This is a genomic window from Pseudomonas tolaasii NCPPB 2192 (assembly GCF_002813445.1).
In the GTDB taxonomy this organism is placed as follows: Bacteria; Pseudomonadota; Gammaproteobacteria; order Pseudomonadales; family Pseudomonadaceae; genus Aquipseudomonas; species Aquipseudomonas tolaasii.
In genome coordinates, this window is the sequence record NZ_PHHD01000001.1 from 5,524,202 (window position 1) to 5,549,228 (window position 25,027).

Annotated in this window: 17 protein-coding genes; 3 read left to right on the top strand and 14 right to left on the bottom strand. The window is 61.9% G+C overall.

Annotated features, from left to right (window positions below; translation table 11 throughout):
• Nucleotides 1–300 precede the first annotated feature (300 nt).
• Nucleotides 301–5,052: a hypothetical protein gene (locus ATI14_RS25230; protein ID WP_100831516.1), complete on the top strand. Its 4,752-nt coding sequence runs from the start codon at nt 301–303 to the stop codon at nt 5,050–5,052.
• Nucleotides 5,053–5,113: 61 nt separating this feature from the next.
• Here the strand turns inward: ATI14_RS25230 and ATI14_RS25235 are convergent, their stop codons facing one another.
• From ATI14_RS25235 to ATI14_RS25285, 11 genes are all read right to left on the bottom strand, one after another.
• Nucleotides 5,114–6,136, bottom strand: a complete 1,023-nt coding sequence (locus tag ATI14_RS25235) for an ABC transporter permease (RefSeq protein ID WP_026083090.1) — start codon at nt 6,134–6,136, stop codon at nt 5,114–5,116.
• 25 nt (nt 6,137–6,161) lie between these two features.
• Nucleotides 6,162–7,715: a sugar ABC transporter ATP-binding protein gene (locus ATI14_RS25240; RefSeq protein ID WP_031320159.1), complete on the bottom strand. Its 1,554-nt coding sequence runs from the start codon at nt 7,713–7,715 to the stop codon at nt 6,162–6,164.
• Nucleotides 7,716–7,780: 65 nt separating this feature from the next.
• Nucleotides 7,781–8,710: a sugar ABC transporter substrate-binding protein gene (locus ATI14_RS25245; protein WP_016972841.1), complete on the bottom strand. Its 930-nt coding sequence runs from the start codon at nt 8,708–8,710 to the stop codon at nt 7,781–7,783.
• Between the two features lie 49 nt (nt 8,711–8,759).
• Nucleotides 8,760–8,945 carry a hypothetical protein gene (locus tag ATI14_RS31730; protein WP_080520035.1) on the bottom strand — a complete coding sequence of 62 codons (186 nt, stop codon included), beginning with the start codon at nt 8,943–8,945 and terminating at the stop codon, nt 8,760–8,762.
• 151 nt (nt 8,946–9,096) lie between these two features.
• Nucleotides 9,097–10,125 carry a Gfo/Idh/MocA family protein gene (locus tag ATI14_RS25255; RefSeq protein ID WP_016972842.1) on the bottom strand — a complete coding sequence of 343 codons (1,029 nt, stop codon included), beginning with the start codon at nt 10,123–10,125 and terminating at the stop codon, nt 9,097–9,099.
• 256 nt (nt 10,126–10,381) lie between these two features.
• Nucleotides 10,382–11,392, bottom strand: coding sequence for a bifunctional inositol 2-dehydrogenase/D-chiro-inositol 1-dehydrogenase (iolG, locus tag ATI14_RS25260; protein ID WP_016972843.1), 1,011 nt, complete (start codon nt 11,390–11,392; stop codon nt 10,382–10,384).
• Nucleotides 11,393–11,410: 18 nt separating this feature from the next.
• Nucleotides 11,411–13,342 (bottom strand): 3D-(3,5/4)-trihydroxycyclohexane-1,2-dione acylhydrolase (decyclizing), encoded by a 1,932-nt coding sequence (gene iolD, locus ATI14_RS25265; protein WP_016972844.1) that lies wholly within the window; start codon nt 13,340–13,342, stop codon nt 11,411–11,413.
• Nucleotides 13,343–13,471: 129 nt separating this feature from the next.
• Nucleotides 13,472–14,293, bottom strand: coding sequence for a TIM barrel protein (locus ATI14_RS25270; RefSeq protein ID WP_016972845.1), 822 nt, complete (start codon nt 14,291–14,293; stop codon nt 13,472–13,474).
• A gap of 26 nt (nt 14,294–14,319) precedes the next feature.
• Nucleotides 14,320–15,108: a 5-deoxy-glucuronate isomerase gene (iolB, locus tag ATI14_RS25275; RefSeq protein ID WP_016972846.1), complete on the bottom strand. Its 789-nt coding sequence runs from the start codon at nt 15,106–15,108 to the stop codon at nt 14,320–14,322.
• Nucleotides 15,109–15,111: 3 nt separating this feature from the next.
• Entirely contained in the window at nt 15,112–15,999 is an 888-nt protein-coding gene (gene iolE, locus ATI14_RS25280; RefSeq protein ID WP_016972847.1) for a myo-inosose-2 dehydratase, read from the bottom strand.
• 184 nt (nt 16,000–16,183) lie between these two features.
• Nucleotides 16,184–18,121, bottom strand: coding sequence for a bifunctional 5-dehydro-2-deoxygluconokinase/5-dehydro-2-deoxyphosphogluconate aldolase (locus tag ATI14_RS25285; RefSeq protein ID WP_080520619.1), 1,938 nt, complete (start codon nt 18,119–18,121; stop codon nt 16,184–16,186).
• Here ATI14_RS25285 and ATI14_RS31260 point away from each other — a divergent pair.
• Both ATI14_RS31260 and ATI14_RS25290 read left to right on the top strand, forming a co-directional pair.
• Nucleotides 18,120–18,323 carry a hypothetical protein gene (locus ATI14_RS31260; protein WP_130886707.1) on the top strand — a complete coding sequence of 68 codons (204 nt, stop codon included), beginning with the start codon at nt 18,120–18,122 and terminating at the stop codon, nt 18,321–18,323. The genes ATI14_RS25285 and ATI14_RS31260 overlap by 2 nt on opposite strands.
• Nucleotides 18,324–18,405: 82 nt before the next feature.
• Nucleotides 18,406–19,302, top strand: coding sequence for a MurR/RpiR family transcriptional regulator (locus tag ATI14_RS25290; protein ID WP_016972849.1), 897 nt, complete (start codon nt 18,406–18,408; stop codon nt 19,300–19,302).
• Nucleotides 19,303–19,429: 127 nt separating this feature from the next.
• On the opposite strand, the gene ATI14_RS25295 is transcribed toward ATI14_RS25290, so the two are convergent.
• The 3 genes from ATI14_RS25295 to ATI14_RS25305 are packed head-to-tail and all read right to left on the bottom strand — an operon-like array spanning nt 19,430 to nt 24,970.
• Entirely contained in the window at nt 19,430–22,525 is a 3,096-nt protein-coding gene (locus ATI14_RS25295) for an efflux RND transporter permease subunit (RefSeq protein ID WP_016972850.1), read from the bottom strand.
• Nucleotides 22,522–23,739, bottom strand: a complete 1,218-nt coding sequence (locus ATI14_RS25300; protein ID WP_017256232.1) for an efflux RND transporter periplasmic adaptor subunit — start codon at nt 23,737–23,739, stop codon at nt 22,522–22,524. The genes ATI14_RS25295 and ATI14_RS25300 overlap by 4 nt, the downstream gene beginning before the upstream one ends.
• Nucleotides 23,732–24,970, bottom strand: coding sequence for a TolC family protein (locus tag ATI14_RS25305; protein WP_016973462.1), 1,239 nt, complete (start codon nt 24,968–24,970; stop codon nt 23,732–23,734). Before ATI14_RS25305 ends, ATI14_RS25300 begins: the two co-directional genes overlap by 8 nt.
• Between the last annotated feature and the right edge of the window lie 57 nt (nt 24,971–25,027).

Below are 25,027 nucleotides of genomic sequence, written 5' to 3' on the forward strand. Positions count from 1 at the left end.
AGGCGCCATCCATTCCAAGCGCCACCCGGCACTCAATTTACGAGGGGCGGCAGTCTAAGGCCGACTTGAGGGCGCAGCAACTGAAAAGACAGGCATTTTTTCCGAGATAACCCCCAAAAGCACCAGGACGGGCTCGGCGAATGGTCATCGGAGTGCGTTTATAGCAAGAAATTCAGTGTTGTGGAGCTATATGAAAGACGAATGGTTGATTTGCTGCCCAGCAATAGCTACCGCCCGGCCCCAGGTGAATAGGCATTAGCTAGCGCCCTACATCAGTAATCAACCAGGAAAGCCCCCGTTATGCCCCCAAGCCCTGCTCCATCGCCTGCCGGTGAACCCCTCAGCGGCGCCGTCAATACCCAGTTCGGCTCCCGCCCGACGCTGATCGCGGTTACCCGACAATTGCTGGCAACTCTCATCAACCAGGCTTATCCATCGCTGACCTTTGACCTGACCCGAACGCAGCTGCTCACACCGACCTCTCGCGGAGGCTGGAGCCGGCAATCACTCATGGCTTTGGCACTGGACCTGCTTGCCAATGGCACTGCGCCGGACTTCAGCGACCGTCATGGCCGCCGCTGCCAGCTGAGTCACATCCCTCCCACTCCACTGCTTGCACAGGGCGCTCCTCTGGACATGAAGATCGTCCAGGGGTTGGTCGAATCCCTCCCTCAGACATTGCCAGCCGCGCTGCAAAATGCCCTCGCGGCGCACTGGAACGGCACCAGCGACACAGGCGTAACGCGTTGGCAGTGGTTCAGCGAGGTGCTCCGAGACACCTTGCGCATGGCACTCATCCAGACGAACGACCTCATGCCGCTGGAACGGGAAATACTCGAACAACTGGTCGAGTATCCAGACGCTGACCTGCGCCTGGCCCGCTACGGCGATGCCGCCGTCCATGCGTACTTCCCCATGGCAACCTTTACGGCAGGCAAGCGCACGCAACAGCGGCTGGCCCCCGACTTGATTCTGATCCCCGTATTCAAAGGCCAGCCGCATATCTTGTGGTGCTACGCGGCGGGTGGTTATGAACGCTACTACACCCTGGAGTCGGCGTTGTCGAATTGGGCACACACGCTCGAACCGGACGCCGTATTCGAGCGCGTGACTCTCCAACGTTTCGAGGCGGACGGTCATCTGTTTGAGACCCAGTCGTCGATCATCCTCAATCATCAACTACATCAGTTGCAAAACCTGAAGCTGGGCAGCCAGTTCGGCCTCGAGGCGCTCAAGAGCGTGTATTGGCACATCACCAACCCGGTCGAAAGCCTTGAAAACGCCGCCCGTTACAGCGCCCCGACGTTGACAACGTTGCGCCAGCAGCTGCCTGAGTGGCTAACCCGGGCCACCCCGCACGAACGCGCGCAGTACAGGCATTTGAGCCTGAAACTGGCCAGCGCCAAAAAACGCGGCGAGGGTGAAACCTTCCTCAGTGATTTGCCGGATATCCGTACCTACACCCAAACCGCCTTGCTCAACCAGTTGCAGCAGGATGAGATCCGCTTCGACAACATCCGCGCCGAACAGACTCGCGCCGCGCAGTTCCAGCCCGCTGACCTTCAATTGACCTTTCATGTGGCCGCTGGCTACCCGGGTGGCGCGGGCTACGTCGAAAACGTCCGCATGAGCCTGACGGACCTGGCCATCAACAACCTGCAAAGTCGACCACAGGGGCAATTCACAATAGCCCACCGCAACAACCAGCCCCTGCCAGCCTGGCTCACGGCCGATTACCTCACCGGCAGCGGCGGCCTGATTCAACACGTCAACATTGGCAAGACTTACCCTGAAATGCTCAAGAACCGCCTGCTTGGGGACAACGAAGAATCCCGTCAGCGAGAACGCCGTTTTGCCGCGCAGGCGGTGGCGCAACTGCCGTTGCTGGCGCTGGAGTCGAGCCTCAAGCAGGTCAACGGCGTTACGGCACGAGGGGCTGCCTGCGTCGCGGCATTGGTCGCTGGCCAGGCCGGGGAACGCAGGGTGGACGGTCAGCCCATCGTCATCCGCCAGCTTGCACTGCAGCGCAAGCCCGGCGCAGCTGCGGATAGGGTTGCAAACATGTACATCATCGAACCGGAAAACAGCGACATCGGGCCGCATATTCTCTATCGCCCGCTCTATGCCGACGCGCTGCTGCAGTTCAGCAGCCGCGCGCAGATGATGAGTGCCATCGCCACACCGGGCGAGCTGCAAACCAGCGTGCTGACCTGGCTGTCCGACGGCGCGCGCCCCATTTATGACAACGGCGGGTTTGCACAGCCGCACTACGTCCGGTTTGGTGCCGGCAGTGAATTCGACCGACCTGAAATACCTGCGCCGGCCACCCTTGCCGCCAATGGAATCAATGACGAACTGTTGCAGTGCCTGGCCAACGGCGAATTGATGCAATACCTCTACGGCGCCAACGCACGCGCGCTGGTCGATCAGGCTGAGCATGAGTCCGTATCCAACGCCGAAAGCCGCTGGCGGGTATTCCTGGAAGGTGCCGGCCTGCTGTTCAGTACGCTGCTGCTGCCATTGCTGCGCGGGCCACTCATGCTGACGGGCTGGTTGCTGAGCCTGTCAAGCAGCGCCAATCGGGATATCCCGGCAGTTAACAGTGCAGACGCCCAAACCCGCGAGCTGGCCTGGGCAGACTTGCTGCTGAACGTCGGCATGCTGATGTTCGAACTTGTGCCGACACGCGTGCCTTCCAAACTCAACCTGTCAAGCCATCACCAAGAGCAGATTCTGCACTCGCCACTGGCACGGCGCGTTCCCGAACAATGGCCGCCCCTGCCCGCCGCCCCCGTCGAACACGGCGCCGTCCTGTTGGGCGGCGGTAGTTCAGGGCTGGCCAACAGCGTAGTCGACTTCGGCTTTGCCAGCGCACGCCAGCGGTTGACGGCGGACCAACGGCAGCGTCTGTCGCTGCTGCAGGTGCCCAAGCCTGAGGTGCTGCCTGACCCTGTGTCGAGCGGCCCGCATCGCGGCCTCTATCACTACCTGCGTGATTGGTACGCGCTCATTGATACAGGTTGGTACCAGGTTCGTCTTGAACCTGACTGCGTGGTGATCGTTGACCCGTTCAACACCCAACATCATGGCCCGTATCTGAAATCGGACGGTCAGGGTAACTGGTCGATCGATTTGCAGTTGCGCCTGCGCGGCGGCATGCCGCCCAAGCGCATCGCCGCCGAGCGCGAGCGCAAAGCCTTGCGCAAGCAACAACTGGGCGAAGAGCAGACCCGGTTCACCCACAGCCCGCAGGTCATGCAGCAAGGCGCCCTGGTAACCCTCAAAAGCCCGCAACAACTGTTGCAGGACAAGGTCGACATGGCCCAGACGCTGATGAACCGCGCCGCCACCGACCCCAAGTACAGCGACAAGGCCCGTGCCAATACACGCAAGAATTTCGACAACGCCCTGCATGAGCAAATGAACGTTTATGCAGGTTTTCTCGACAGCCGTCAGGAGCGCAGCGAACTGGGCATCCCCATGCCTGTCGATGTTGCCGGTGTGTTTCTGGAAAACACCGTCAACAATGCACGCAAGTCGGTCGTTGTCGCCGACATGGACCGCCAGGCGCTCTACGCCGAAACACCTGAATTGAGTGCGCCTTACGAGCAGGCGTTACCGGCAATCCTTGCCAACCCTTCCCGTTACTCAGACTTTCTCAAGGACCTGAGCCTGATCAACGAGCGCCAAATCAAGGCTTTGGAAACCAAGGACAACGCCCTGCTGGAGTTGTTTAACCTCGGCCAGCCCGGCCTTGAACGCTACAACCGATTGACTCACGGACGCCCCGACGAGCTCAGCGCACTCGCGCTCAAATATTCGCAACTGCAAAATCTGAAAAACCTGAGCAAAAAGGACTGGCGGGCCGGTCTGTTCGACAATGAACTGGATGCCATTCTTGACCCTTTGGCCCCGCAAGTGCGCACCCACAGCGAACTCAACACCTTCAACCTTGGCGCCGCCGACCGCCTCGCCGTGCTCGACAGCCTGTTCGAGCACTACGCCCAGGCCGTGGACGCCTTGCAGGGCATCGGGCTGGTACACGCCGAAAGCTTGAACATGGCCGAATTCCAATCTCTGCAAGCGCTGATCAATTCGTTGTACCAGGACGTGGTGCAACAGCTGGCCTCGGTGGTCAAGCCAATAGCCGAATCGCCGAAACGACCACCCAAGCGGGCACTCGGCACGCCTGGAAAAGTCCAGAAGAAGGTCATCAAGACTCGCAAGCAGGGCGTCCTGATTGGCGATATGAAGCCCGCTGACAACACCCTGCCTATCGATACCGTGGAAGTTCGCTCCGAACAGACCGACCAGTTGCTGGCCACTTATTCGGAGCACGAAAGCGGCTGGGACGAAATTGAATACCGGCGTCTGCCTTCCGCCCCGGGACCGCTGCCGGACACGCGTGCACTCAATGTCATCAAGGGCGACGCGCGCCAGCGGCTCAAGACACTGGACTCGACGGTCAAACGTCAGGAAGGCTATGCGCGGGTATCGAGGTTTCCGATAGAAATACAGGAGAGCCTGGACACCGAAGCAACGCGTTTCGATGCACTGGCCAATGAACTGGACCGAGCCATCACCGCTCAACCCGCAGACCGGCAAACTCCAGCCGACCGCGGGCTGGTCAGCGAATTGCTCGGTGCCGTGGAAACCTTGAAGACCAAAGACCGCACGTTACGCATTCAGCGCACGCTGGAACTTGCGCCCACCGACAGCCATCTGGCTTATCTGCTTGAACAGGACCAGGTCCAGCTCGCCAGCCTCAGCCCGCGCATCGCCTTGAAGGGCGAACGGCGCGACTTTATCCAGGAGTACGCCATCAACGACAAACGCGGCTATCCCGTGTGGTATGCACACTTTCATTACCCGCAGGCCACCACCCCCAAACTTGAATACACCGTGGCCCATCTCAAAACCAGGGCTCAGCGCACCGAGAATTACTATTCGCTGTTGAACAAGGCTGTCAGCCCGCAAAGCGTGGTAGACGTGCACCGGGGCGGGATCAGCAAGGAATTGGCGCAATGGCGTTTCCTGCCACTGGTACCTTGAAAAAGAAGGGGGGTCAGTTAAGGGGCAGCATCGGCGTGATGCCTGCATGGCCCCTTACTTGTCAGCGCTTGAGTTTGCGCTTGTTACGGTATTGGTCGATGACTACCGCAATGACGATGATCAGCCCCTTGATGATGTCCTGGATATACGCGTCCACCCCGACAAAGGTAAACCCGCTGGCCATCACCCCGAGGATCAGCGCGCCGATGACCGTGCCGGTGATGCGCCCTACCCCGCCTGCCAGGCTGGTGCCGCCGATCACCGCCGCCGCAATCGCATCCAGCTCATAGGACATGCCCATGCCCGCCTGCCCGGTCGCGGCGCGTGCCGAGGCCACCACACCGGCCAAACCTGCCAAGAGGCCCGCGATGCTGTACACGATGATCAGGTGGCGCTTGACGTTGATGCCCGAGGTGCGCGCCGCCTGCATGTTGCCGCCGATGGCGTAGGTGTATTTGCCGTACTTGGTGTAGCGCAAGGCAATGTGAAAGATCACTGCCACCACCAGAAAGATGATCACCGGCATCGCGCCATGGCCGATGGCCGTGTACGAATCCGACAGCATGCTCACCGGCTGGCCTTCGGTGTAGTAACGCGCCAGGCCACGGGCCGACACCATCATGCCCAGGGTCGCGATAAACGGCGGGATGCCGGTGACCGCAATAATGCTGCCGTTGATCGCCCCCGCCAGCAGCCCCACGCCCAGGCCCATGGCCACCGGGATCCACACCGGCAAGTCGGTCAGGCTGGGGAACACCGCCCGGGAAAAGTCCGAGGTCTGCGCCAAGCTGGCGGCGATCATCGCCGACAGCGCCAGCACCGAACCGGAGGACAAGTCGATCCCCGTGGTGATGATCACCTGGGTCACGCCAATCGCCAGCAAACCGATGATCGACACCTGCAGAATCATTAGCACCAGGCGTTGGGAATTCATCAAAAAGCTTTGGTCACGCACGATCCAGCCGAACAGTTCAAACACCAGGCCGATGCCGATCAGCACCAGAAAGATGCTCAGCTCGGTGGGCATGCGACGCCGGTGCTTGACCGGTGCCGTGGCGGGCTTGTTGTCTGTTATTGCGTTCATAGCCAATCACCTTCTTATTCTGTAATCAGTGGACTGCGGTCATACCGGAAGCCAGCTGCATGACTTTTTCCTGGGTCGCCTCGCTGCGGTCCAGGGTGCCCATCAGGTCGCCTTCGTGCATCACCATCACTCGGTCGCTCATGCCCAGCACTTCAGGCAGCTCGGACGAAATCATGATCACGGCCATGCCTTCACTGGCGAGGAAGGAAATCAAACGGTAAATCTCGGCCTTGGCGCCGACGTCGATGCCACGGGTCGGCTCGTCGAGAATCAGCAGGCGCGGGTTGGTCATCAGCCAGCGCGCCAGCAAGGCCTTTTGCTGGTTGCCGCCGGACAGCGTGTCGATGCACTGCTCAAGGGACGGGGTTTTCACTCGCAGCTTCTTGCACATGTCTTCGCACAGGGCGCGCAGGGCTTTTTGCTGAATAAAACCGTTGCCCGAATAATGCGGCAGCACGGCCATTTCCATGTTTTCCAGCACCGACAGGCACGGAAACAGGCCACTGAGCTTGCGGTCTTCGGTCAACAGCGCGAAGCCCTTTTCGATGGCCATGTGCGGGTCGGTGATGCGTACCGGCTTGCCGTCGAGGGTGATTTGCCCGCCGCTGCTTGGGGTGATGCCAAAAATGGTTTCCGCCACGTTGGTACGTCCCGAGCCCATCAGGCCGGCGATACCGAGGATTTCACCGGCGTGCAGGTCGAATGACACGTCCTTGAACACGCCGTCCAGACGCAGGTCACGCACGGTCAGCAGCAACTCACCGATGGGCGTTTCGCGCACCGGGAACAGCTGGCTCAATTCGCGGCCGACCATCATCGAAATCAGGCTGTCGCTGTTCATGCTGTCGGCGCGTTGCAAGCCGATGTAATGACCGTCGCGAAACACCGCCACTTCGTCGGCGATGGCAAACACTTCGTTCATTTTGTGGGTGATATAGACAATGCCTTTGCCCTGGGCTTTCAGGTCGGCAATGATCGAAAACAGGTGGGCCACTTCCTTGTCGGTGATGGCCGAAGTCGGTTCATCCATGATCAGGATGTCGGAGTCGTAGGACACGGCCTTGGCAATCTCGACCATCTGCCGCTCGGCGATGCTCAGGTTGCCCACGTGTTCCTCGGGGTCCAGGTTGATGCGCAACCGGGCCAGCAATTGGGCGGTGCAGCGGTGCATTTCGCGGTGGTTGACCATGTGCAGGCTGTTGAGCTGCTCGCGGCCGATCCAGATATTTTCGGCGATGCTCATGTGCGGCATCAGGTTGAGTTCCTGGTGGATCATCGCAATGCCGGCCTTTTGCGCCGCCAGTGGTGTTTCAAACACGATCGGCTTGCCACGCAGACGGATTTCCCCGGCGTCCGGCTGATAGATGCCGGCGATGATCTTCATCAGCGTGGATTTACCCGCGCCGTTCTCGCCCATCAACGCCAGCACGGAACCTGGGCGCACACGCAGTTGCACATCAGCCAGGGCCACGACGCCGGGAAAGCCTTTGCTGATATTCACGATTTCCAGCAAGTAGGGTTCTTCAAGCAGCGGGGCCTGGGCGCCGGCAGTCTGCGGGACAGTCGCTTGAGCGAGCATAGAAAGGTACTCCATCTGCAGAGCGGCCGTGACCGCCCTGCCGGCTTATTGTTGTTATGTCGGGGCTACTTGAACTTGGCGACGTTGTCCGGGGTGATCAACTGGAACGGGATCACCTGGTTTTGCTCGACGGGTTCTTTCTTGGCCATCTTGCGCGCCGCTTCCACCGAACCGACCGCCTGGCCATTGGCGTCCTGGAACGCCGAGGCGGCCATATCGCCCTTGGTAATTGCGTTCAAACCGTCCGGCGTGCCATCAACCCCTGCGATCAGTACGTCTTTCTTGCCCGCCGACTTCAAAGCCATCGATGCACCAATCGCCATTTCGTCGTTGTTGGCGAGCACCGCGTTGAAATCACGGCCCTGGGTCAGCCAGTCGTTGACCAGGGTCATGCCCTTGTCACGCAGCCAGATGCCGGTTTGTTCCTGTTCGATCTTGATGCCGGGGTACTTGGCCAGCACTTCCTTGACGCCCTTGGTGCGGTTGGTGGTCGAGTTGTTCGCCAGGTCGCCGAGCAAAATCACGATATTGCCTTTGCCACCCAGCTTGTCGGCGATGTACTGCATTTGCAGCTTGCCGGCCTCGACGTCGTCGGAGGTCACGGCCACCACATCCTTGGGCAGGTCTTTCTGGTCAGGGCGGCGGTTGACGAACACCAGCGGAATGCCGGCCTTGGTCGCGGCACTGATGATGTTCTTGGTCGACGCGGTGTCCACCGGGTTGACGATGATCGCGTCGACCTTCTGGCTGATGAAGTTCTCGACCTGGCTCAGTTGCTTGACCACGTCGGCACGGGCGTCTTCGAACTGCAGCTGCACGCCGTCGCCTTTGGGGTAGGACTTGGCTTGCTTGTCCATGTCTTCGCGCAGGTAGGTCAGAAAGGTGTCATCGAAGGCGGACATGCTCACGCCCACCTTGATATCGGCAGCGCTGGCAAAACCACTGGCCAGCATCAACGACAGGGCCAGCGCGGTAAAACGGATCGGGGTCTTCATGAACGGTCTGTCTCCACATTCTTGTTGATTTTGTTGGACGTTACGTTGATCAGAGCGGGCCTTGCGCAGTAGGCAGTCGAACCACCGGAGCGCCTGGAATGCAGCACACCAGCGCGTCTTTGTTTTCGACGCACAGCACATTGAGGAAGGAGAAGTAAAATGGCCGGGCGCGGGGCAGACCGCGTGGCGTTTGGGCAGGGCGTAAAACTCGCAGTACAGCGTTGAAGATTTTCATCTGACGGTACCTGGTTGTTTTTGATCTTGTTTTTGTTGAGCCGCGCGAATCGGGTTCGAGCGTACTTTCTGCAACCTGGAAAAGACTTTATTGGAAAATTAATTCCATATCAACACAATTTGGAATTTTGTTCTATTTTTCTGGAAAAGCCCTACTGCGACGTTGTTTCGACCACTTGCTGACGCTCATGACTGAGCCGCGCAGCGTCCAATATACGGGTAGTTTCCAGCGCATCACAGGCATCCACCGGCAACGGCCCCAACCCTTGCACCGCACTGTGCAACTGCCGATAGAACTGCGTCCAGCAGCCTTTTTCCGACGGCACCCGTTCGCGCTCTTCACCCTGCTCGAACCAGCCCCAGCGTCGGTGTTCTTCGGCGCCCCAATGCTCGCCTTCGGTTTTTGGCGACTTGCCGGCCAGCAACAGTGCTTCCTGACCATCCAGGCCATCGACGGTGTAGCAACCGCGGGTACCACTGACCCGAAAACGCGGGGCCTGGCTGTTTTGCAGCGCACTGCCCCACAGGTGCGAAATCACACCGTTGGCGTGGGTCAGCGACACAAAGAAGCCGTGGTCGAGGGTTGGGTGTTCCGTACTGAACTGGAGTTGCGCGAACACCCGATCCACCGGGCCGAACAGTTGCAGCGCCTGATCCACCAGATGGCTGCCCAGATCCCGCAGCCAGCCACCGCCACTGGGGTTGCCCACGGCGTCGGGGGTGTAGCGCTCCACGCGGGATTCAAACCGGGTGATGTCGCCCAGGGCACCGGCGTCGATCAGCTTGCGCAGGGTCAGGTAGTCCGAGTCCCAGCGCCGGTTCTGGTAGACGCTGAGCAACACGCCCTGGCGCTCGGCGGCGGTGATCAGGGCCTGGGCCTGTTCGGCGTTGCTGGCAAAAGGCTTGTCACTGACCACCGCCACGCCGTGTTCGATGGCTTCCAGCACCAGCGCCGGGCGGCCTTTGAGGGTGGTGGAGATGACCAGCGCGTCAACGCCGGCCTCGACGATCTGGCCGATGGAGTCAAAGGCCTTGAGGCCGGGGTGGTCGGTTGCCAACTGCTGGCGCCGCTCAGGTGAACGGGTGACCACGCCAACAAACGTGGCGCCTGGCAGCGTGGCAATCAGCGGCGCATGAAAGAAGCGCCCTCCGTGGCCGTAGCCGACTAGTCCAATTCTCATAAGTAGATCCCTTGATCGTTCCCACGCTCTGCGTGGGAATGCAGCCCGTGACGCTCTGCGTCACAATCAAAAGCGGACGCGGAGCGTCCATTGAGGCGTTCCCACGCAGAGCGTGGGAACGATCTACCAACCCCGGTCAACTGTGGGAGCTGGCTTGCCTGCGATAGCGGTGCATCAGGTACTACATTTGCAACTGAAAGACCGCTATCGCAGGCAAGCCAGCTCCCACATTTTTCAATCGGGTTTCTTCAGTGGTTTAACCGTAGAAATGCGGTCGATCCGGCAAGCTCACTTTCACAATCTGCTCGCTGCCCTGCGCTTGGATGCACGCATCCGCCGCCACCGCCGCCGCAAAACCGTCCCACGCCGACGGCCCGCCGACTTGGCCGGCGCGTACGCTGTCGATAAATGCCTGCAACTCCACGTCATAGGCGCCGATGAAGCGATCTTTCCAGTCCATCAAAATCGCATTCGACAGCTTTGCACCGCTGCGCAGCTGAACTTGCGACGGCTCCGGCAGTTTGGCGATGCCGGTCTCCCCCACCACTTCGCACTGGATGTCGTAGCCGTACTGGCAGTTCACAAACACTTCCACATCAATGCGCGTGCCTTTGGCGGTTTCCAGCAGCACGATCTGCGGGTCGCGCAGGTGGGCCAGGGCTTTGCTCGACTTGCGGGGGAACACCACTTGCACCGACACGTAGTCGTCATTGAGCAACCAGCGCAACACGTCCAGTTCGTGGATCAGGGTGTCGGTGATCGCCATGTCGGTCTTGTAGTTCTCGCCCACCGTCGGGTTGCGATGCGCGCAGTGCAGCATCAGCGGTTCGCCGATCTGGCCGCTGTCGATCACCGCCTTCAGGGCGCGATAGCCTTCGTCATACGGGCGCATGAAACCCACCTGCACCAGGCGCTTGCCGTAGGCGATTTCGGCGTCGACGATGCGGCGACAGCCCTCAGCCGTGACCGCCAGGGGTTTTTCGCAGAACACCGGTTTGCCGGCAGCGATGGCCGCCAGCACGAACTCTTCGTGGCTCGGGCCCCAGGAGGTCACGAGCACCGCCTCTACTTCGGGAGAGGCGATCAGCGCGCGCCCGTCCGGGTACACCTCGGCGTCCAGCTTCAAATCGGCCACCACCTGGGCAGCCTGCTCCAGGTTGATGTCGGTGACCGCCACCACCTGGCTGTTGAGCAACGTCTGGCTGCACCGACGAATATGGTCCCGGCCGATAGCGCCCGTACCAATGACACCTAGCTTTAAAGACATACAAAACTCCTCTTGTTATTAGTACTGCCGGGCCTTGGCCAGCTGTTCATTGAGTTTTTTCGCGGCGGCATTCGTGCGTTCGCTGGTGGACACCTGCGCCACACCCACGCGCCACCACGACAGGTAGCCGTGGACCATGGTTTTGGGCAACACCTTGATGTCGATCAGCGTCGAAACGGTTTGCGTACGCGCATCCGCCAGCGCCGCTTCCAGTTGCTCCACAGTGCTGACCTTGTAGGTCTTGCAGCCATAGGCCGCCGCGCTCATGGCGAAATCCACCGGCACCAGGCCACCGTCGAGCCTGCCGCTTTCGGGGTTGCGGTAGCGGAATTCAGTGCCGAAGCTGTCCATGCCATTGCCGATCTGCAGGTTGTTGATGCAGCCGAAGGCCATGTTGTCGAGCAGCACCACGTTGATCTTGCGCCGCTCCTGAATCGAAGTGGCCAGCTCAGAATGCAGCATCATGTAGGAACCATCGCCGACCAGCGCGTACACCTCTTTGGCCGGCTCGGCGAGTTTCACGCCCAGGGCCGCATTGATCTCGTAGCCCATGCATGAATAGCCGTATTCGACGTGATAGGTGTTCACGCCCTTGCTGCGCCAGGCGCGCTGCAGGTCGCCGGGCAGGCTGCCGGCGGCGGCGACGATGATGGCGTCGTCGGCCAGGGTCTGGTTGAGCACGCCGAGCACACGGCTTTGGGTCAGGCAGGAGCCGGTCAATTCGATAAATTCACGCAGCACTGCGCGGTCCAGGTGGTCATCCACCTCCGGCACAAAGCCGTCGCCGGCGTATTCCACCTGATGCACGCGGTTCACTTCCGCCTCCAGTTGTGACTTGGCATCCGCCACCTGCCCGCCCCAGCCGGCACGGTAATCCCCCAGTGCATCCGCCAGCGCTTCAAGGGCGACTTGCGCGTCGGCCAGCACTTGCACGCCATCCAGCTTCAAGGCGTCGCAGGGGCTGATATTGAGGTTGAGGAATTTCACCTCCGGGTGCTTGAACAGGGATTTGGACGAAGTGGTGAAGTCGGTGTAACGCGTACCCACACCAATGATCAGGTCCGCCTCGGGCGCCAGCAGGTTCGCCGCCAGGCAGCCGGTCTCGCCGATGCCGCCGACATTCAACGGGTGGCCGGACACCACCGCGCTCTTGCCCGCCTGGGTTTCCGCGAAGGGAATATCAAAACGCTCGGCGAAGGCTTGCAACGCGGCATTCGCGCCGGAGTACTTCACCCCGCCGCCACAGATGATCAGCGGCTTGCGCTTGCCGCGAAAGGCGCTCAGGGCGTCGCCGATCATCGCGGCAGTCGCCGGACGACGCTCGATGCGGTGCACGCGTTTTTGCAGGAAATAATCCGGATAGTCCCAGGCCTCAGCCTGTACATCCTGCGGCAACGCCAGGGTGACCGCGCCCGTCTCGGCCGGGTCGGTCAGCACGCGCATGGCGTGGATGGCGGCGGTCATCAACTGCTCGGGGCGGTTGATGCGGTCCCAGTATTTGCTCACGGAGCGGAAGGCGTCGTTGGTGCTGATGCTCAGGTCGTGGAACTGCTCGATCTGTTGCAGCACCGGGTCAGGCTGGCGGCTGGCGTACACATCGCCGGGCAACAGCAGCAGCGGGATACGGTTGGCGGTGGCCGTGGCGGCCGCCGTCAGCATATTCGCCGCGCCGGGGCCGACCGAAGCGGTGCAGGCGTAGATCTTGCGGCGCAGGTGCTGCTTGGCAAAACCGATGGCCGCGTGGGCCATACCCTGCTCGTTGCGGCCCTGATGCACCACCAGGTCGCCACTGTCCTGCTCCAAAGCCTGGCCCAGGCCCAACACGTTGCCGTGGCCGAAAATCGTGAACACCCCGGCGACAAACTTGCTCTGCACGCCATCGACTTCGATGTATTGGTTATCCAGAAACTTCACCAGGGCCTGGGCCATGGTCAATCTTGTTGTGGTCATGTTCGCACCTTGTATGAACAGTGAACCCTGTGGGAGCTGGCTTGCCTGCGATTGCAGTGTGTCAGCCAATGAATCTGTGACTGGAAGGCCGCTATCGCAGGCAAGCCAGCTCCCACAGGTTGATCGGTGTCAGGTTCGAGGCTTTTGCAGGTGGGCAATGCTCGCGCCCAATGCCTGCTGAATATTGGCCAGGCCATGCACGCTTTCGGCAAACGGCTCAAACGACAGATAGCCGCTGTAACCCGTACTCAACAACGTGTCGATCTGCGCCGCATTACCAAGAATGTCCCCCTCGCCCACCAGCACCCGGTGACCGTCACGGATGGCATTGAGTGGCGCGTCGGCGTCTTCCACGCCGGAGATGTGCACCAGCCCGGTCAGTTGCGGGAAGAATTCCTGCTCGCCGGCCAGATGATGGTGAAAGGTGTCATGCACCAGGCGGAACACATCCAGGCCGCCGATGGACTGGATCGCATCCACCGCCACGCGTTTGCGGCGCAAGGCGCATTCTTCAAACCCCAGGGGTTCGATAAAGCCGAGAATCCCGTAATCACGCAGGATCGGCGCCAGCTCGCTCAAGGCCGTGCGCAGGCCGGCCGCGCGCTGGGCTTCAGTGCGGGAATCGCCCCGCTCGTTGAGCGGGCACATCACCAGCCCCTGGGCGCCGCATTCACGGGCATAGGTCGCCAGCTTGATCGCCTGGGCACGGCGCTCGTCGTTCCATACATCAAAGGGGTACAGCGCGTTGATCGACAGCACCGTGATGCCCTGCACGGCGCACAACTCGCGCACACGGCTGGCCGGGGTGCCGAACTCGATCTGCTTGTCCGCCAGGTCATTGCGGATCTCGATGGCATCGCACTTGAGCGCCGCCGCCAACTGAATGAAATCCGGCAGGGACAAGTTCGGTGCAACCATGCGGTTAAGGGCAAAACGCAGCGGCGACTTCATTATTGTTGTTCTCCGTCCAACACCGTTTAGAGGTCCAGCAGCCAGCTGTGCTGCGGGTCGTTATGGAAATGCCAGGCGCGCTTGGGCCCGGCCATCACGTTCAGGTAATAGGATTCGTAACCGTACGGCACGCTGACCGGGTGGTACCCCTTGGGCACCACCACAAGGTCGCTGTTTTCCACGGCCATGGCCTGGTCGATGCTGCGGTCGTCGGTGTAGACGCGCTGGAACACAAAGCCCTGGGGCGGGTTGATCTGGTGGTAATAGGTTTCTTCGAGAAAACTCTGGTGCGGCAAATCGTCGGTGTCGTGCTTGTGCGGCGGGTAGCTCGACGAATGCCCGGACGGCGTGCGCACCTCCACCACCAACAGCGAATGGGCCGGCTCGCTGTCCGGCAGGATGTCGCACACATAACGGGTGTTGGCGCCTTTGCCACGCACGCTGCGCTTGCAGTTGTCCGGGCGGATCAGCCGCGGCTCGTAGCCCTCGGCGCCCGGAGCCGCGCACACGGCAATCTGCACATCGCTCAAGGCGGTGACCTGCGCCTGGGTGCCCGGGGGCAAGTAGGCGGCGAACGGGGATTTGTCTTCGAAAACCGACTGGCGATCCCCCAGGTTCTGCCAGTTGAAGCCTTCGCCTTCGATATTCACCCGACCACTGAGCAATACCAGGCACAGCTCCTTGTCACCGGCGCTGACCGGCAGGGTCTCGCCAAGGCTCAGCCGATAGGCAGAAAAGCCCACGTACTCCAGGCGGCCGTCTTCGAGGGCGACCATGGTCTGCCCGCGTTTGCTGCTTTTGACCAACAGGCTCATCACTCAAGTCCTCTCGTTGAGAAGCGCGCGCAAGGTGTCATAGCCCTTTTTCGCGTAGACATAGCTGGGCGCCACCGCCGGGTCCTGCTCGGCCTCGACCACCAGCCAGCCTTCGTATTGGGCAGCCAGCAATACGTCGAGCAATTCGGCGAAGTCGATATCACCGTCGCCGGGCACCGTGAACGTGCCGTTGACGATGCAGTCGGGAAAACTCCACATCTGGTTGCGCGCCAGTTGCACCACGGGTTTGCGCACGTCCTTGAAATGCACGTGGCAAATACGGTCGATGTGCTTGCGCAGCATTTCGATGGGCTCACCGCCGCCCATGTAACAGTGGCCTGAATCGAACAGCAGGCCGACTTCGGGGCCCGTTCGGCGCATCAGTTGGTCGATGTCCTCCGGAGACTCTACATAGGCGCCCATGTGGTGGTGGTACGCCAGGCGCACGCCCTGGGACAGGGTAAAACGCGCCAGTTCCGTGAGCTTGTCGGCGTAGTCCTGCCAGGCCTGTTCACTGTGAAAACGCGGGCGTTCGATCAGGCGGATGCGCGAGCCCTGAATCGAATCGGCGACTTCGCCGTACACCAACACCGTCGCGCCGTTCTGTTTGAGCAGCTGGACATGGCCGGCGATGGCTTCGATTTCTTCAGCCACCGAGCGGCGCGCCAGGCGGCTGGAGTACCAACCCGAGACCAGCGCCAGGTCGTAAGGGCGCAGCACATCGCCGACGCCCTTGGCGTCCTTGGGGAATTTGCCGTTGAGTTCAAACCCTTCGTAGCCGATTTCCTTGCCTTCGCTCAGCGCGGTGCTCAGCGGCGTTTCACCGCCCAGGGCCGGCAGGTCGTCGTTGCTCCAGGAGATCGGGTTGATGCCAATTCGGATTGCGGGCATGGCTGCACCTATTGTTATTTTCAAATAGCACTGAGTTCTGCTTGATGTGGGAGCTGGCTTGTGTGGGAGCTGGCTTGCCTGCGATGGCATCACCTCGGTTCAGCAGTTGAACCGAGTCGCCTGCATCGCGGGCAAGCCCGACTCCCACAAAAAACTGCTCTCACATTGGATTGCATTTCAACTTTTAAGCACGGGCGCTGCGCCAGGCATTGATGAGCTGTTCGAAGGTCGCCTGCACCTGCTGAATCAGCGTCTCGTCATCGATCTCCCCCGCCATCCACGCGCGGCTCGGTTCCTGGAAGATCGTGCGCCCCACGGCAAAGCCTCGGCAGGTGGTGCTTTGGCCGGCCTGCCGGAAGCCATCGGCGAGAAACTCGGCGGAGGCATTCAGGCCCAGCAGCACCACACCGCGGCAGTACGGGTCGCGTTCCTGAATCAACTCATCGAGTTTTTTCCAGTCTTCGGCCGACTGCGCCTCGATCTTCCACCACGCCGGGTAGATGCCAAGGTTGTACAGGCGCTTGAGGCTGCGGTGGAGCACGTCCGGGTAAGTGGACGGGTGATCCTTGGGCGGGATGACTTCCAGCAGCAGTTCATGGCCGCTGACTAGGGACGCCTCGTACACTGCCTTGAGTTGCGCTTCCTGCTCCAGGCGCAGCATCGGTTCGTCGTCCGGGTGAAATTGCACCAGGCACTTGATGATCTGTTCCTGAGGCCAGGCGATCAGGTTGCTGCCCACCGAGCGGCCGTGCTCAAACGCCAGCGGGCGCGAATTCTGCACTTCCACCGGGCGCGCGATCCACCAGCCGCGACCGCTGGCGGCGTTGAGCGCGTCCTGGCCGAAACGCTGGTCGGCCAGCAGGCCCACATCGGCTTCGACGCCCTCCTCGGCGAGCTTTTTCTCCACGCGCTCAATGGCCTGGATAAACAGCTGCTTGATGTCGCTGATGCGCGCCGGGGCCTGGCCGCCTTTTTGCGCCAGGTCCACCAGTTGCCAGCGGTGGTCGAAGGCAAACACAAACAGTTGCTTCCAGGCTTTGCGCGGCACGGTCACGCGGTGCAGGCGCTGCAGGGTCACGTCCTGGTCGGGCCGGGTGATCGGCACCAGGCTGTTGAACAGGTAATCCAGTTCAGCCGGGGTCGGCATGGCCGGCGCACAGGCATGGCGCGACACCACCAACCCGCCGCAAGCGTTGGCCAGCTGGCTGCAACGCTCATCGCTGGCGTCGTTGAGCCAGCCGCTGAGAAAGCCCGACATAAAGGCATCACCGGCGCCGAGCACATTGAGCACTTCAACGCGCACGCCGGGGTAGATCGCGCCGTCTTCGAGCCGCGCCGGAATATCGCCGTGGATCACCGTGCAGCCCTGCGGGCCGAGCTTGACCACCAGCGTGGCCGGAGTCAGTTTGCGCACGGTACGCAGTGCAGTGAGCAGGTCTTCACTGCCACCGGCAATCAGAAACTCTTCTTCGGTGCCGACGATCAGGTCAAAGCGCGGCAGGATTTTCTGCACATGGGCGCTGACAGTCTGGTCGGCGACAAACCGCGTTTCGCCGTCAGCCTTGCCCGCCAGGCCCCACAGTACGGGGCGATAGTCGATATCCAGCACACGCTTGACGTTGTGTTTGGCGGCATAGTCCAGCGCTTGAATACTCGCCTTGTACACGCCGTCGGTGGAGAAATGCGTGCCGGTAATCAGCAGCGCCTTGCTGGAGGCAATGAAGGCTTCGCTGATGTCTTCGGCACGCAGGGCCATGTCGGCGCAGTTTTCGCGATAGAACACCAGGGGGAAGGTTTCGCGGTCTTTGAGGCCGAGCAGCACCAGCGCGGTCAGGCGTTCCGGGTCGACCTTGATGCCGCTGACATCGCAGCCTTCGCGAGCCAGGGATTCCACCAGGAAACGCCCCATATGGTCGTCGCCCACCCGGCTCAGCATGGCCGACTTGAGCCCCAGCCGCGCGGTACCGAAAGCGATATTGGCGGAGGACCCGCCGAGGTACTTGGCAAAGCTGGACACGTCCTCAAGCCGCGCACCGACTTGTTGTGCATAGAGGTCGACGCCCAGGCGCCCGAGGCAAATCAGATCCAATTGACGCCCACTGGCAAAACGAGTCTGGCCCATGCTGGCTCCTGTTATTTTTATCAGCCTGCGTTGCACCGTCATGGCGACGGTAAACGCTCTTGGTGCGAGCAGACTAGAACGTTCAGCGGCGCCAATCAATATTTATTCCATAATTATTTTTAGTGGAATATTTTTTCCAATAAGCCACAGTAAAAGCTCTGCCTCCACCCTGCATCGTTTCAGCAGCCCAAGCGCGCCGTGATGCCGAGGTATTTTTTTGCGCCTACCCTGTAGACTTGCGCCACCCACCAGCGCATCAGAAGAACACGCCAGAAGGATTGCCCATGCCCGAGACCCCTTCACAAGACGCTCTCGCCAGCCCCCCGCTCAACGCCGAGCGCCTGTTGCAGCTGATCACCGACGAATACGAGAGCTTGCCGCGCCAGCTCAAACGCATCGCCAGCTACATGAGCCAGCAGAGCGACCGGATCATGGTCGACCGCATCAGCGACATCGCCCGCGAGTGCGAAGTGCACCCCTCGGCCATCGTGCGGTTTTCCCAGCGTTTCGGCTTCAGTGGCTTCAGTGAAATGCAGGCGCTGTTCCGCGAGGCCTACACCCACAAAACCACGCCGGTGCAGAATTACCAGCAGCGTATCCGCAGCATGATCGCCAACAAGTCGCAGAAAGCCAGCGGCGGCGACCTGGCGCGTGAATGCGTGAATGCCACGCTCTCGGGCATCGAACGCCTGGGCCTGGAACTGGACGACGCGGCCTTTGAAAAGGCCGTGGACCTGGTGGTCAACGCCGACAATATCTACGTGGTGGGCGTGCGCCGTTCCTTCGCGGTGGCCGACTACCTGGTGTACAACCTGCAACACACCAACAAACGCATCCACCTGATCTCGGGCCTGGGCGGCAGCTACCGCGAGCAGATGCGCAGCGTGCGTGCCAACGACCTGGTGATTGCCATCAGCTTCACGCCCTACGGCAAAGAGACCCAGCACTGCCTGCGTATCGCCCAGCACCACCAGGCCAAGACGCTGATCATCACCGACAGCAACCTGTCGCCCCTGGCCAAGCGGGCGAACGCGGTGTTGCTGGTCAATGAAGGCTCGTCATTTGCGTTCCGTTCGTTGAGCGCGACCTTGTGCCTGTGCCAGGCGTTGTTTATCGCCGTGGCGTACCGGTTGGAATTGAAGGTGGATGAGATTCATGAGCAGGTGGGGTTCGACGATTGACCTCCCAGTGATCGTTCCCACGCTCCGCGTGGGAATGCAGCCCTGGACGCTCCGCGTCCGTTCTTAAGGGCATGACGCAGAACGTCACAGGAGGCATTCCCACGCGGAGCGTGGGAACGATCAGGAATCACCGGCGCATCAGGCGGTACGCCGCCGGAATGACGAACAGTGACAACAACGGCGCCGTCAGCATGCCGCCAATCATCGGCGCGGCAATACGGCTCATGACTTCACTGCCCGTGCCGCCGCCCATCAGAATCGGCAACAAACCGGCAATGATGACCGCCACGGTCATCGCCTTGGGCCGCACCCGCAGCACCGCGCCTTCAGTAATCGCTGCGAGCAAATCACCGTCCTTGCGTTCGGCCCAGGCGTTTTTCAGGTAGAGCAGCATGATCACGCCGAACTCTGCCGAGACCCCGGCCAGCGCGATAAATCCGACACCCGTGGCCACCGACAGGTTAAAGCCCAGCCAGTAAAGCAACCACACACCGCCCGTCAGCGCAAAGGGCAAGGTGGCGAGAATCAGCAGCGCCTCATCCACCCGCCGAAAGGTCAGGTACAACAGCACGAAAATGATCAGCAAGGTGGCCGGCACCACCAGTTTCAAACGCTCATTGGCTCGCTCCAGAAACTCGAACTGCCCCGAATAACTGAGGCTCATGCCCGGCTGCAGCTGCACCTGCCGGTTGATCGCCTCACGCAAATCCTTCACCACCGATGCAAGATCGCGGTCGCGCACGTCGACGTACACCCAGCCCGACGGCCGTGCGTTTTCACTTTTGAGCATCGGCGGGCCTTCGCTGACCTTGAGGTTGGCCACCGTGCCCAAGGTGATCTGGCTGCCCTGGGGCGTGTAGACCGGCAGGTTGCGCAGCGCGTCCACCGAGTCGCGCCATTCTTTGGGATAACGCAGACTGATCGGGAAACGTGCCAGCCCTTCAACGGTTTCGCCGATGGTTTCACCGCCAATCGCGCCGGACACGATCGCCTGTACATCGGCAATGTTCAGCCCGTATTGCGCGGCCGCCGCGCGGTTGATGTCGACGTCGATATAGCGCCCGCCGGTCAAGCGCTCAGCCAACGCCGAACTCACGCCCGGCACCGTTTTGGCGACCTTTTCCACGGCCTGGGTGACGGCATCGATCTGCATCAGGCTGGTGCCGGCGACTTTCACGCCGATCGGGCTTTTAACCCCGGTGGCGAGCATGTCGATGCGGTTGCGGATCGGCGGAATCCAGATATTGGTCAGCCCCGGCACTTGCACCACGCGGTCGAGTTCTTTCACCAGTTTGTCGGGGGTCATGCCCGCGCGCCATTGGTCCCGAGGCTTGAACTCGATGGTGGTTTCAAACATTTCCAGCGGCGCCGGGTCGGTGGCGGTTTCGGCGCGGCCGGCCTTGCCGAACACGTGGGCGACTTCCGGCACGGTCTTGATCAAGCGGTCGGTGCGTTGCAGCAACTCGCCCGCCGTCTGCGTCGACAAGCCCGGCAGTGCCGAGGGCATGTACAGCAAATCCCCCTCATCCAGCGGCGGCAGAAACTCACCGCCCAGCTTCGACACCGGCCACAAGGCGCTGGCGACCATCAGCAGCGCCACCAGCAAGGTCAGGCGCGGCCAGCGCAGCACGGCGTCGAGCGCCGGTTGGTACACCCTGATCAAGCCGCGATTGAGCGGGTTGCGCTGCTCATCAGGAATGCGCCCGCGAATCCAGTAGCCCATCAACACCGGGATCAGGGTCACCGACAACCCGGCTGCCGCCGCCATGGCGTACGTCTTGGTGTAGGCCAGCGGCCCGAACAAGCGACCTTCCTGGGCCTGCAGGGTAAACACCGGGATAAACGACAAGGTGATGATCAGCAGACAGAAAAACAGCGCGGGCCCGACCTCGCCCGCCGCATCGGTCATGACCTTCCAGTGATCCTCGCCTTTCAGTTCCCGACCGGGGTTGGCGTGATGCCAGGCCTCGATTTTCTTGTGGGCGTTTTCGATCATCACCACGGCCGCATCCACCATCGCGCCGATGGCAATCGCGATGCCGCCCAACGACATGATATTGGCGTTGATGCCCTGGAAACGCATGACGATAAACGCGATCAACACCCCCACCGGCAACGAAATAATCGCCACCAGCGAGGAACGCAGGTGCCACAGGAAAACCCCGCACACCAGCGCCACCACCAGGAATTCCTCCAGCAATTTGTGGCTGAGGTTGTCCACGGCGCGGTCGATCAGCTTGCTGCGATCGTAAGTGGTGACGACCTCCACGCCCGGCGGCAGGCTGCTTTGCAGTTGCTCCAGCCGGGTTTTCACCGCCGCGATGGCCTCCCGCGCGTTCTTGCCGCTGCGCAGGATCACCACGCCGCCGACGGCCTCGCCTTCGCCGTCCAGTTCGCTGATGCCGCGGCGCAGGTCCGGGCCCAGCTGGATTTTTGCCACATCGCCCAACACCACCGGCACGTTGTTCGCGCCCAGGCGCAAGGGAATGCCGCGAAAGTCATCCAGGGTTTTCAAATAACCCGAAGCACGCACCATGTACTCGGACTCGCCCATGTTCAGCACCGAGCCGCCGGCTTCCTGGTTAGCTTTGCCGATGGCGTCGGCCACCTGCGCCTGGGTGATACCACGGCTGGCCATGGCCAGCGGGTCGAGTTGCACCTGGTACTGCTTGACCTGGCCGCCAATGGTCGCAACTTCCGCCACATTGGGGATGGTCTTGAGTTCAAACTTGAGAAACCAGTCCTGCAAGGCGCGCAATTGCGCCAGGTCGTGGGTGCCAGTGCGGTCGACCAGCGCGTACTGGTAGATCCAGCCAACCCCGGTGGCGTCCGGCCCCAGCGAAGGTTTGGCCGACGCCGGCAGCCGCGCCTGCAACTGGCTGAGGTATTCCAGCACCCGCGAACGCGCCCAGTACAGGTCCGTGCCTTCGTCGAACAGCACATACACGTAGCTGTCGCCGAAGAATGAAAAACCGCGCACGGTCTTGGCGCCCGGCACCGAGAGCATGGTGGTGGTCATCGGGTAGGTGACCTGGTTTTCCACGATCTGCGGCGCCTGGCCCGGGTACGGCGTGCGGATGATCACCTGCACATCCGAGAGGTCCGGCAGCGCGTCCACCGGGGTGTTCTGCACCGCCCACACGCCCCACGCGGTGATGAACAGTGTGGCGAGCAGCACCAGAAAACGGTTGGCCACCGACCAGCGAATCAGCAAGGCGATCATGGCTGGGCTCCCGGTTGCATGCTCATCGGCGCTTCGGCGGCCGTCACGCCCCTGAGGCTGGCCTCGGAATCGAGCAGGAACTGGCCGGAAGCGACCACCTGCTGGCCCTCCTGCAAGCCGCTGAGAATCACGGTCTGGTCGCCGTTTTCCGTGCCCACGTGCACCTCGACCGGCCGGAAGCGCCCGCCCTTCTCGGCCAGCATCACCAACACGCGCTTGCCGGTGCGGATCAACGCTTCGCTGGGCACCTGCAACACGGGCTGCGCGCTGTTTTGCGCCAGCCGCACCTGCGCGGTCATGCCGGGGCGCAAGTTGCCGTCCGGGTTGGGCAGTTCCACACGCACTTGCACGGTGCGGCTGTCCATCGCTGCCGTCGGCAGGATCGCGCTGACGGTGCCTTGCACGGGCTTGTCCGGCAGGCCGACAAAGTGACTCTCCACGGTTTGCCCCACTTTCAAGCCCGCACCTTGGGCTTCAGGCACGGCCACCTGCAGCCATACCTGATCCAAACCATTGATGCGCGCCAGGGTCTGCCCGACCGCGACGGTCATGCCTTCGCGCACGTCCAGGGCTTGCAACGCACCGCCCAACGGCGTGGTGACGGTCAGCACCGACTGCACCCGGCCGCTGCGTTCCAGCTGCGCGATCAACCCGGCCGGCATGCCGCTCAGGCGCAAACGCTGGCGCGCGGCGGCAATCAAGCCGTTGTCACCGCTGTGGCGCAACGCGAGGAATTCCTCCTGGGCCGCCGCCCATTCAGGTATCAGGACGTCTGCCAATGGCGCGCCGGCCTTGAGCACATCCCCCGGCGCACGGGCATACACCCGCTCGACAAACCCCGCCGCCCGCGCCTGCACCACCGCCACCTCGCGGTCGTTGAAGGCCACAATGCCGGGCAAGTCCAGGGTGGCCGTCAGCACACCACGGGTGACCGTCGCCAGGCGTATGCCGAGGTTCTGGGTCTGGCGCGGGTCGATCTGCACGCTCGGCGTTTCGCTTGCGGCGCCGTCGGCGTAACGCGGCACCAGTTGCATGTCCATAAAGGGCGACTTGCCGGGTTTGTCGAATTTTTGCTGCGGGTACATCGGGTCGTACCAGTACAGCGCCTGTTTGTCGTCCTTGACCGGTGCCGGGGCTGCCGGACGCCACTGCGCCAGTCCGTAACCTGCGCCGAGGCCGAGAACCAGTACGGCGGCGATAATTCGATTAGTCATTGGCAGGCTCCCCATAGGCGTAATACAGCCGCGCGCCAACCAGGGCGCGCTGTTCGATGGCATCCAAGAGTTTGAAACGGGCTTCGACCTGTTCGCGGCGCGCGCTGACGAGGTTGATCAAATCACCTTTGCCGGACCGGTACCCGGCCAGGCTCAGGGCGACTTTTTCTTCGGCCAACGGCACCAGGCTGTCCTGGCTGCGCTGTACCGCGCGTTGCAGGCGCTGGTAATCGGCCAGGTCGTCGTCGAGCATCTGAGTGTGCTCGCGGGTCGCGGCCTCGCGTTCGGCGTCCAACTGGTCCAGCTCGGCCTGCTTGGCGGCGATGCCGGGGTTTTGGCGGCGGCCGGGGAAGATCGGCAGGTCGAAGCTCAATTGCAGGGTGACCATGTCGCCGTATTCGCGGCTGCGATGGCCGTAGTCGACTTCCCAGCTCCAGTCCGAGGTTTTCTGCGCCTTGGCGTCCTGCAAACGCGCCTCGGCCTCGCGGGTGCGTGGCGCGAACGCTTGCAGTTCGGGGTGTTGGTGCAGGTTATGGCTCAGGCCATGGCCGTCGATGGGCCAGTCGGGCAACTGGCCGCTGGGGGCTTCGCTGGCGGCCGCGCCGATCCAGCGCTTGAGCGCCGCACGGGCCTGGGCACGTTGCAGGGTCAATTCATCTTCGCGCCCGGCCAGCTCGGCGGCTTCCTGCCTGGGGATGACCGCATCGGACGCCTGGCCACGGCCACCGGCCAACTGCGCGCGTACGCTGTCTTGCAGCAGGCGGTTTTGTTGGTAGAAGTCTTCGAACAGGGCTTGCTTGCGCTCCACCGTCCAGGCGCGAATCCACGCCTGGGCGGTGGCCTGGCGCACGTTGAGGCGCTCGATTCGCCCTTCTGCCGCCGTGCGTTCGACGGTGGCGTCAGCCAGTTCCACCCGTGCCTTGCGCTTGTCGCGGCTGGGCACCTGTTGCTGGATGCCGATCATCTGCTGGGTCATGTCATCGCCATATAACGTGCCGCGATTCGGCCCGCCGATGGGGAAGTTCTGCAGGCCCACCAACAGTTTCGGGTCGGGCAATTCACCCGCCGGAATGGCCGCCTGGGCCGCGGCTTGCAGCTTGGCCGCCTCGGCGGTCAGGGAGGGCGCGTTGTTTTGCGCCAGGCGCAAGGCGTCATCCAGGGTCAGCGCGTTCGCCAACGCCGGCCACGCCAGCACGCCCACCATCAGGGCGCGCAGGTAGAGGGAAGTCATGTGGAAAATTCCTGATCTGTCGCGCTGCACGCCGCATTACGCGGCCCACAGCAAGGC

Excerpts from the sequence above, each read along its gene's own strand:
- ATI14_RS25240 (WP_031320159.1), bottom strand. The coding sequence starts at position 7,715 with ATGCTCGCTCAAGCGACTGTCCCGCAGACTGCCGGCGCCCAGGCCCCG.
- ATI14_RS25230 (WP_100831516.1), top strand. The coding sequence starts at position 301 with ATGCCCCCAAGCCCTGCTCCATCGCCTGCCGGTGAACCCCTCAGCGGC.
- iolE (WP_016972847.1), bottom strand. The coding sequence starts at position 15,999 with ATGCCCGCAATCCGAATTGGCATCAACCCGATCTCCTGGAGCAACGAC.
- ATI14_RS25305 (WP_016973462.1), bottom strand. The coding sequence starts at position 24,970 with ATGACTTCCCTCTACCTGCGCGCCCTGATGGTGGGCGTGCTGGCGTGG.
- ATI14_RS25245 (WP_016972841.1), bottom strand. The coding sequence starts at position 8,710 with ATGAAGACCCCGATCCGTTTTACCGCGCTGGCCCTGTCGTTGATGCTG.
- ATI14_RS25285 (WP_080520619.1), bottom strand. The coding sequence starts at position 18,121 with ATGGGCCAGACTCGTTTTGCCAGTGGGCGTCAATTGGATCTGATTTGC.
- ATI14_RS25255 (WP_016972842.1), bottom strand. The coding sequence starts at position 10,125 with ATGAGAATTGGACTAGTCGGCTACGGCCACGGAGGGCGCTTCTTTCAT.
- ATI14_RS25235 (WP_026083090.1), bottom strand. The coding sequence starts at position 6,136 with ATGAACGCAATAACAGACAACAAGCCCGCCACGGCACCGGTCAAGCAC.
- ATI14_RS25300 (WP_017256232.1), bottom strand. The coding sequence starts at position 23,739 with ATGACTAATCGAATTATCGCCGCCGTACTGGTTCTCGGCCTCGGCGCA.
- ATI14_RS25270 (WP_016972845.1), bottom strand. The coding sequence starts at position 14,293 with ATGAAGTCGCCGCTGCGTTTTGCCCTTAACCGCATGGTTGCACCGAAC.
- iolD (WP_016972844.1), bottom strand. The coding sequence starts at position 13,342 with ATGACCACAACAAGATTGACCATGGCCCAGGCCCTGGTGAAGTTTCTG.
- ATI14_RS31730 (WP_080520035.1), bottom strand. The coding sequence starts at position 8,945 with ATGAAAATCTTCAACGCTGTACTGCGAGTTTTACGCCCTGCCCAAACG.
- ATI14_RS25290 (WP_016972849.1), top strand. The coding sequence starts at position 18,406 with ATGCCCGAGACCCCTTCACAAGACGCTCTCGCCAGCCCCCCGCTCAAC.
- ATI14_RS31260 (WP_130886707.1), top strand. The coding sequence starts at position 18,120 with ATGCTGGCTCCTGTTATTTTTATCAGCCTGCGTTGCACCGTCATGGCG.
- iolG (WP_016972843.1), bottom strand. The coding sequence starts at position 11,392 with ATGTCTTTAAAGCTAGGTGTCATTGGTACGGGCGCTATCGGCCGGGAC.
- iolB (WP_016972846.1), bottom strand. The coding sequence starts at position 15,108 with ATGAGCCTGTTGGTCAAAAGCAGCAAACGCGGGCAGACCATGGTCGCC.
- ATI14_RS25295 (WP_016972850.1), bottom strand. The coding sequence starts at position 22,525 with ATGATCGCCTTGCTGATTCGCTGGTCGGTGGCCAACCGTTTTCTGGTG.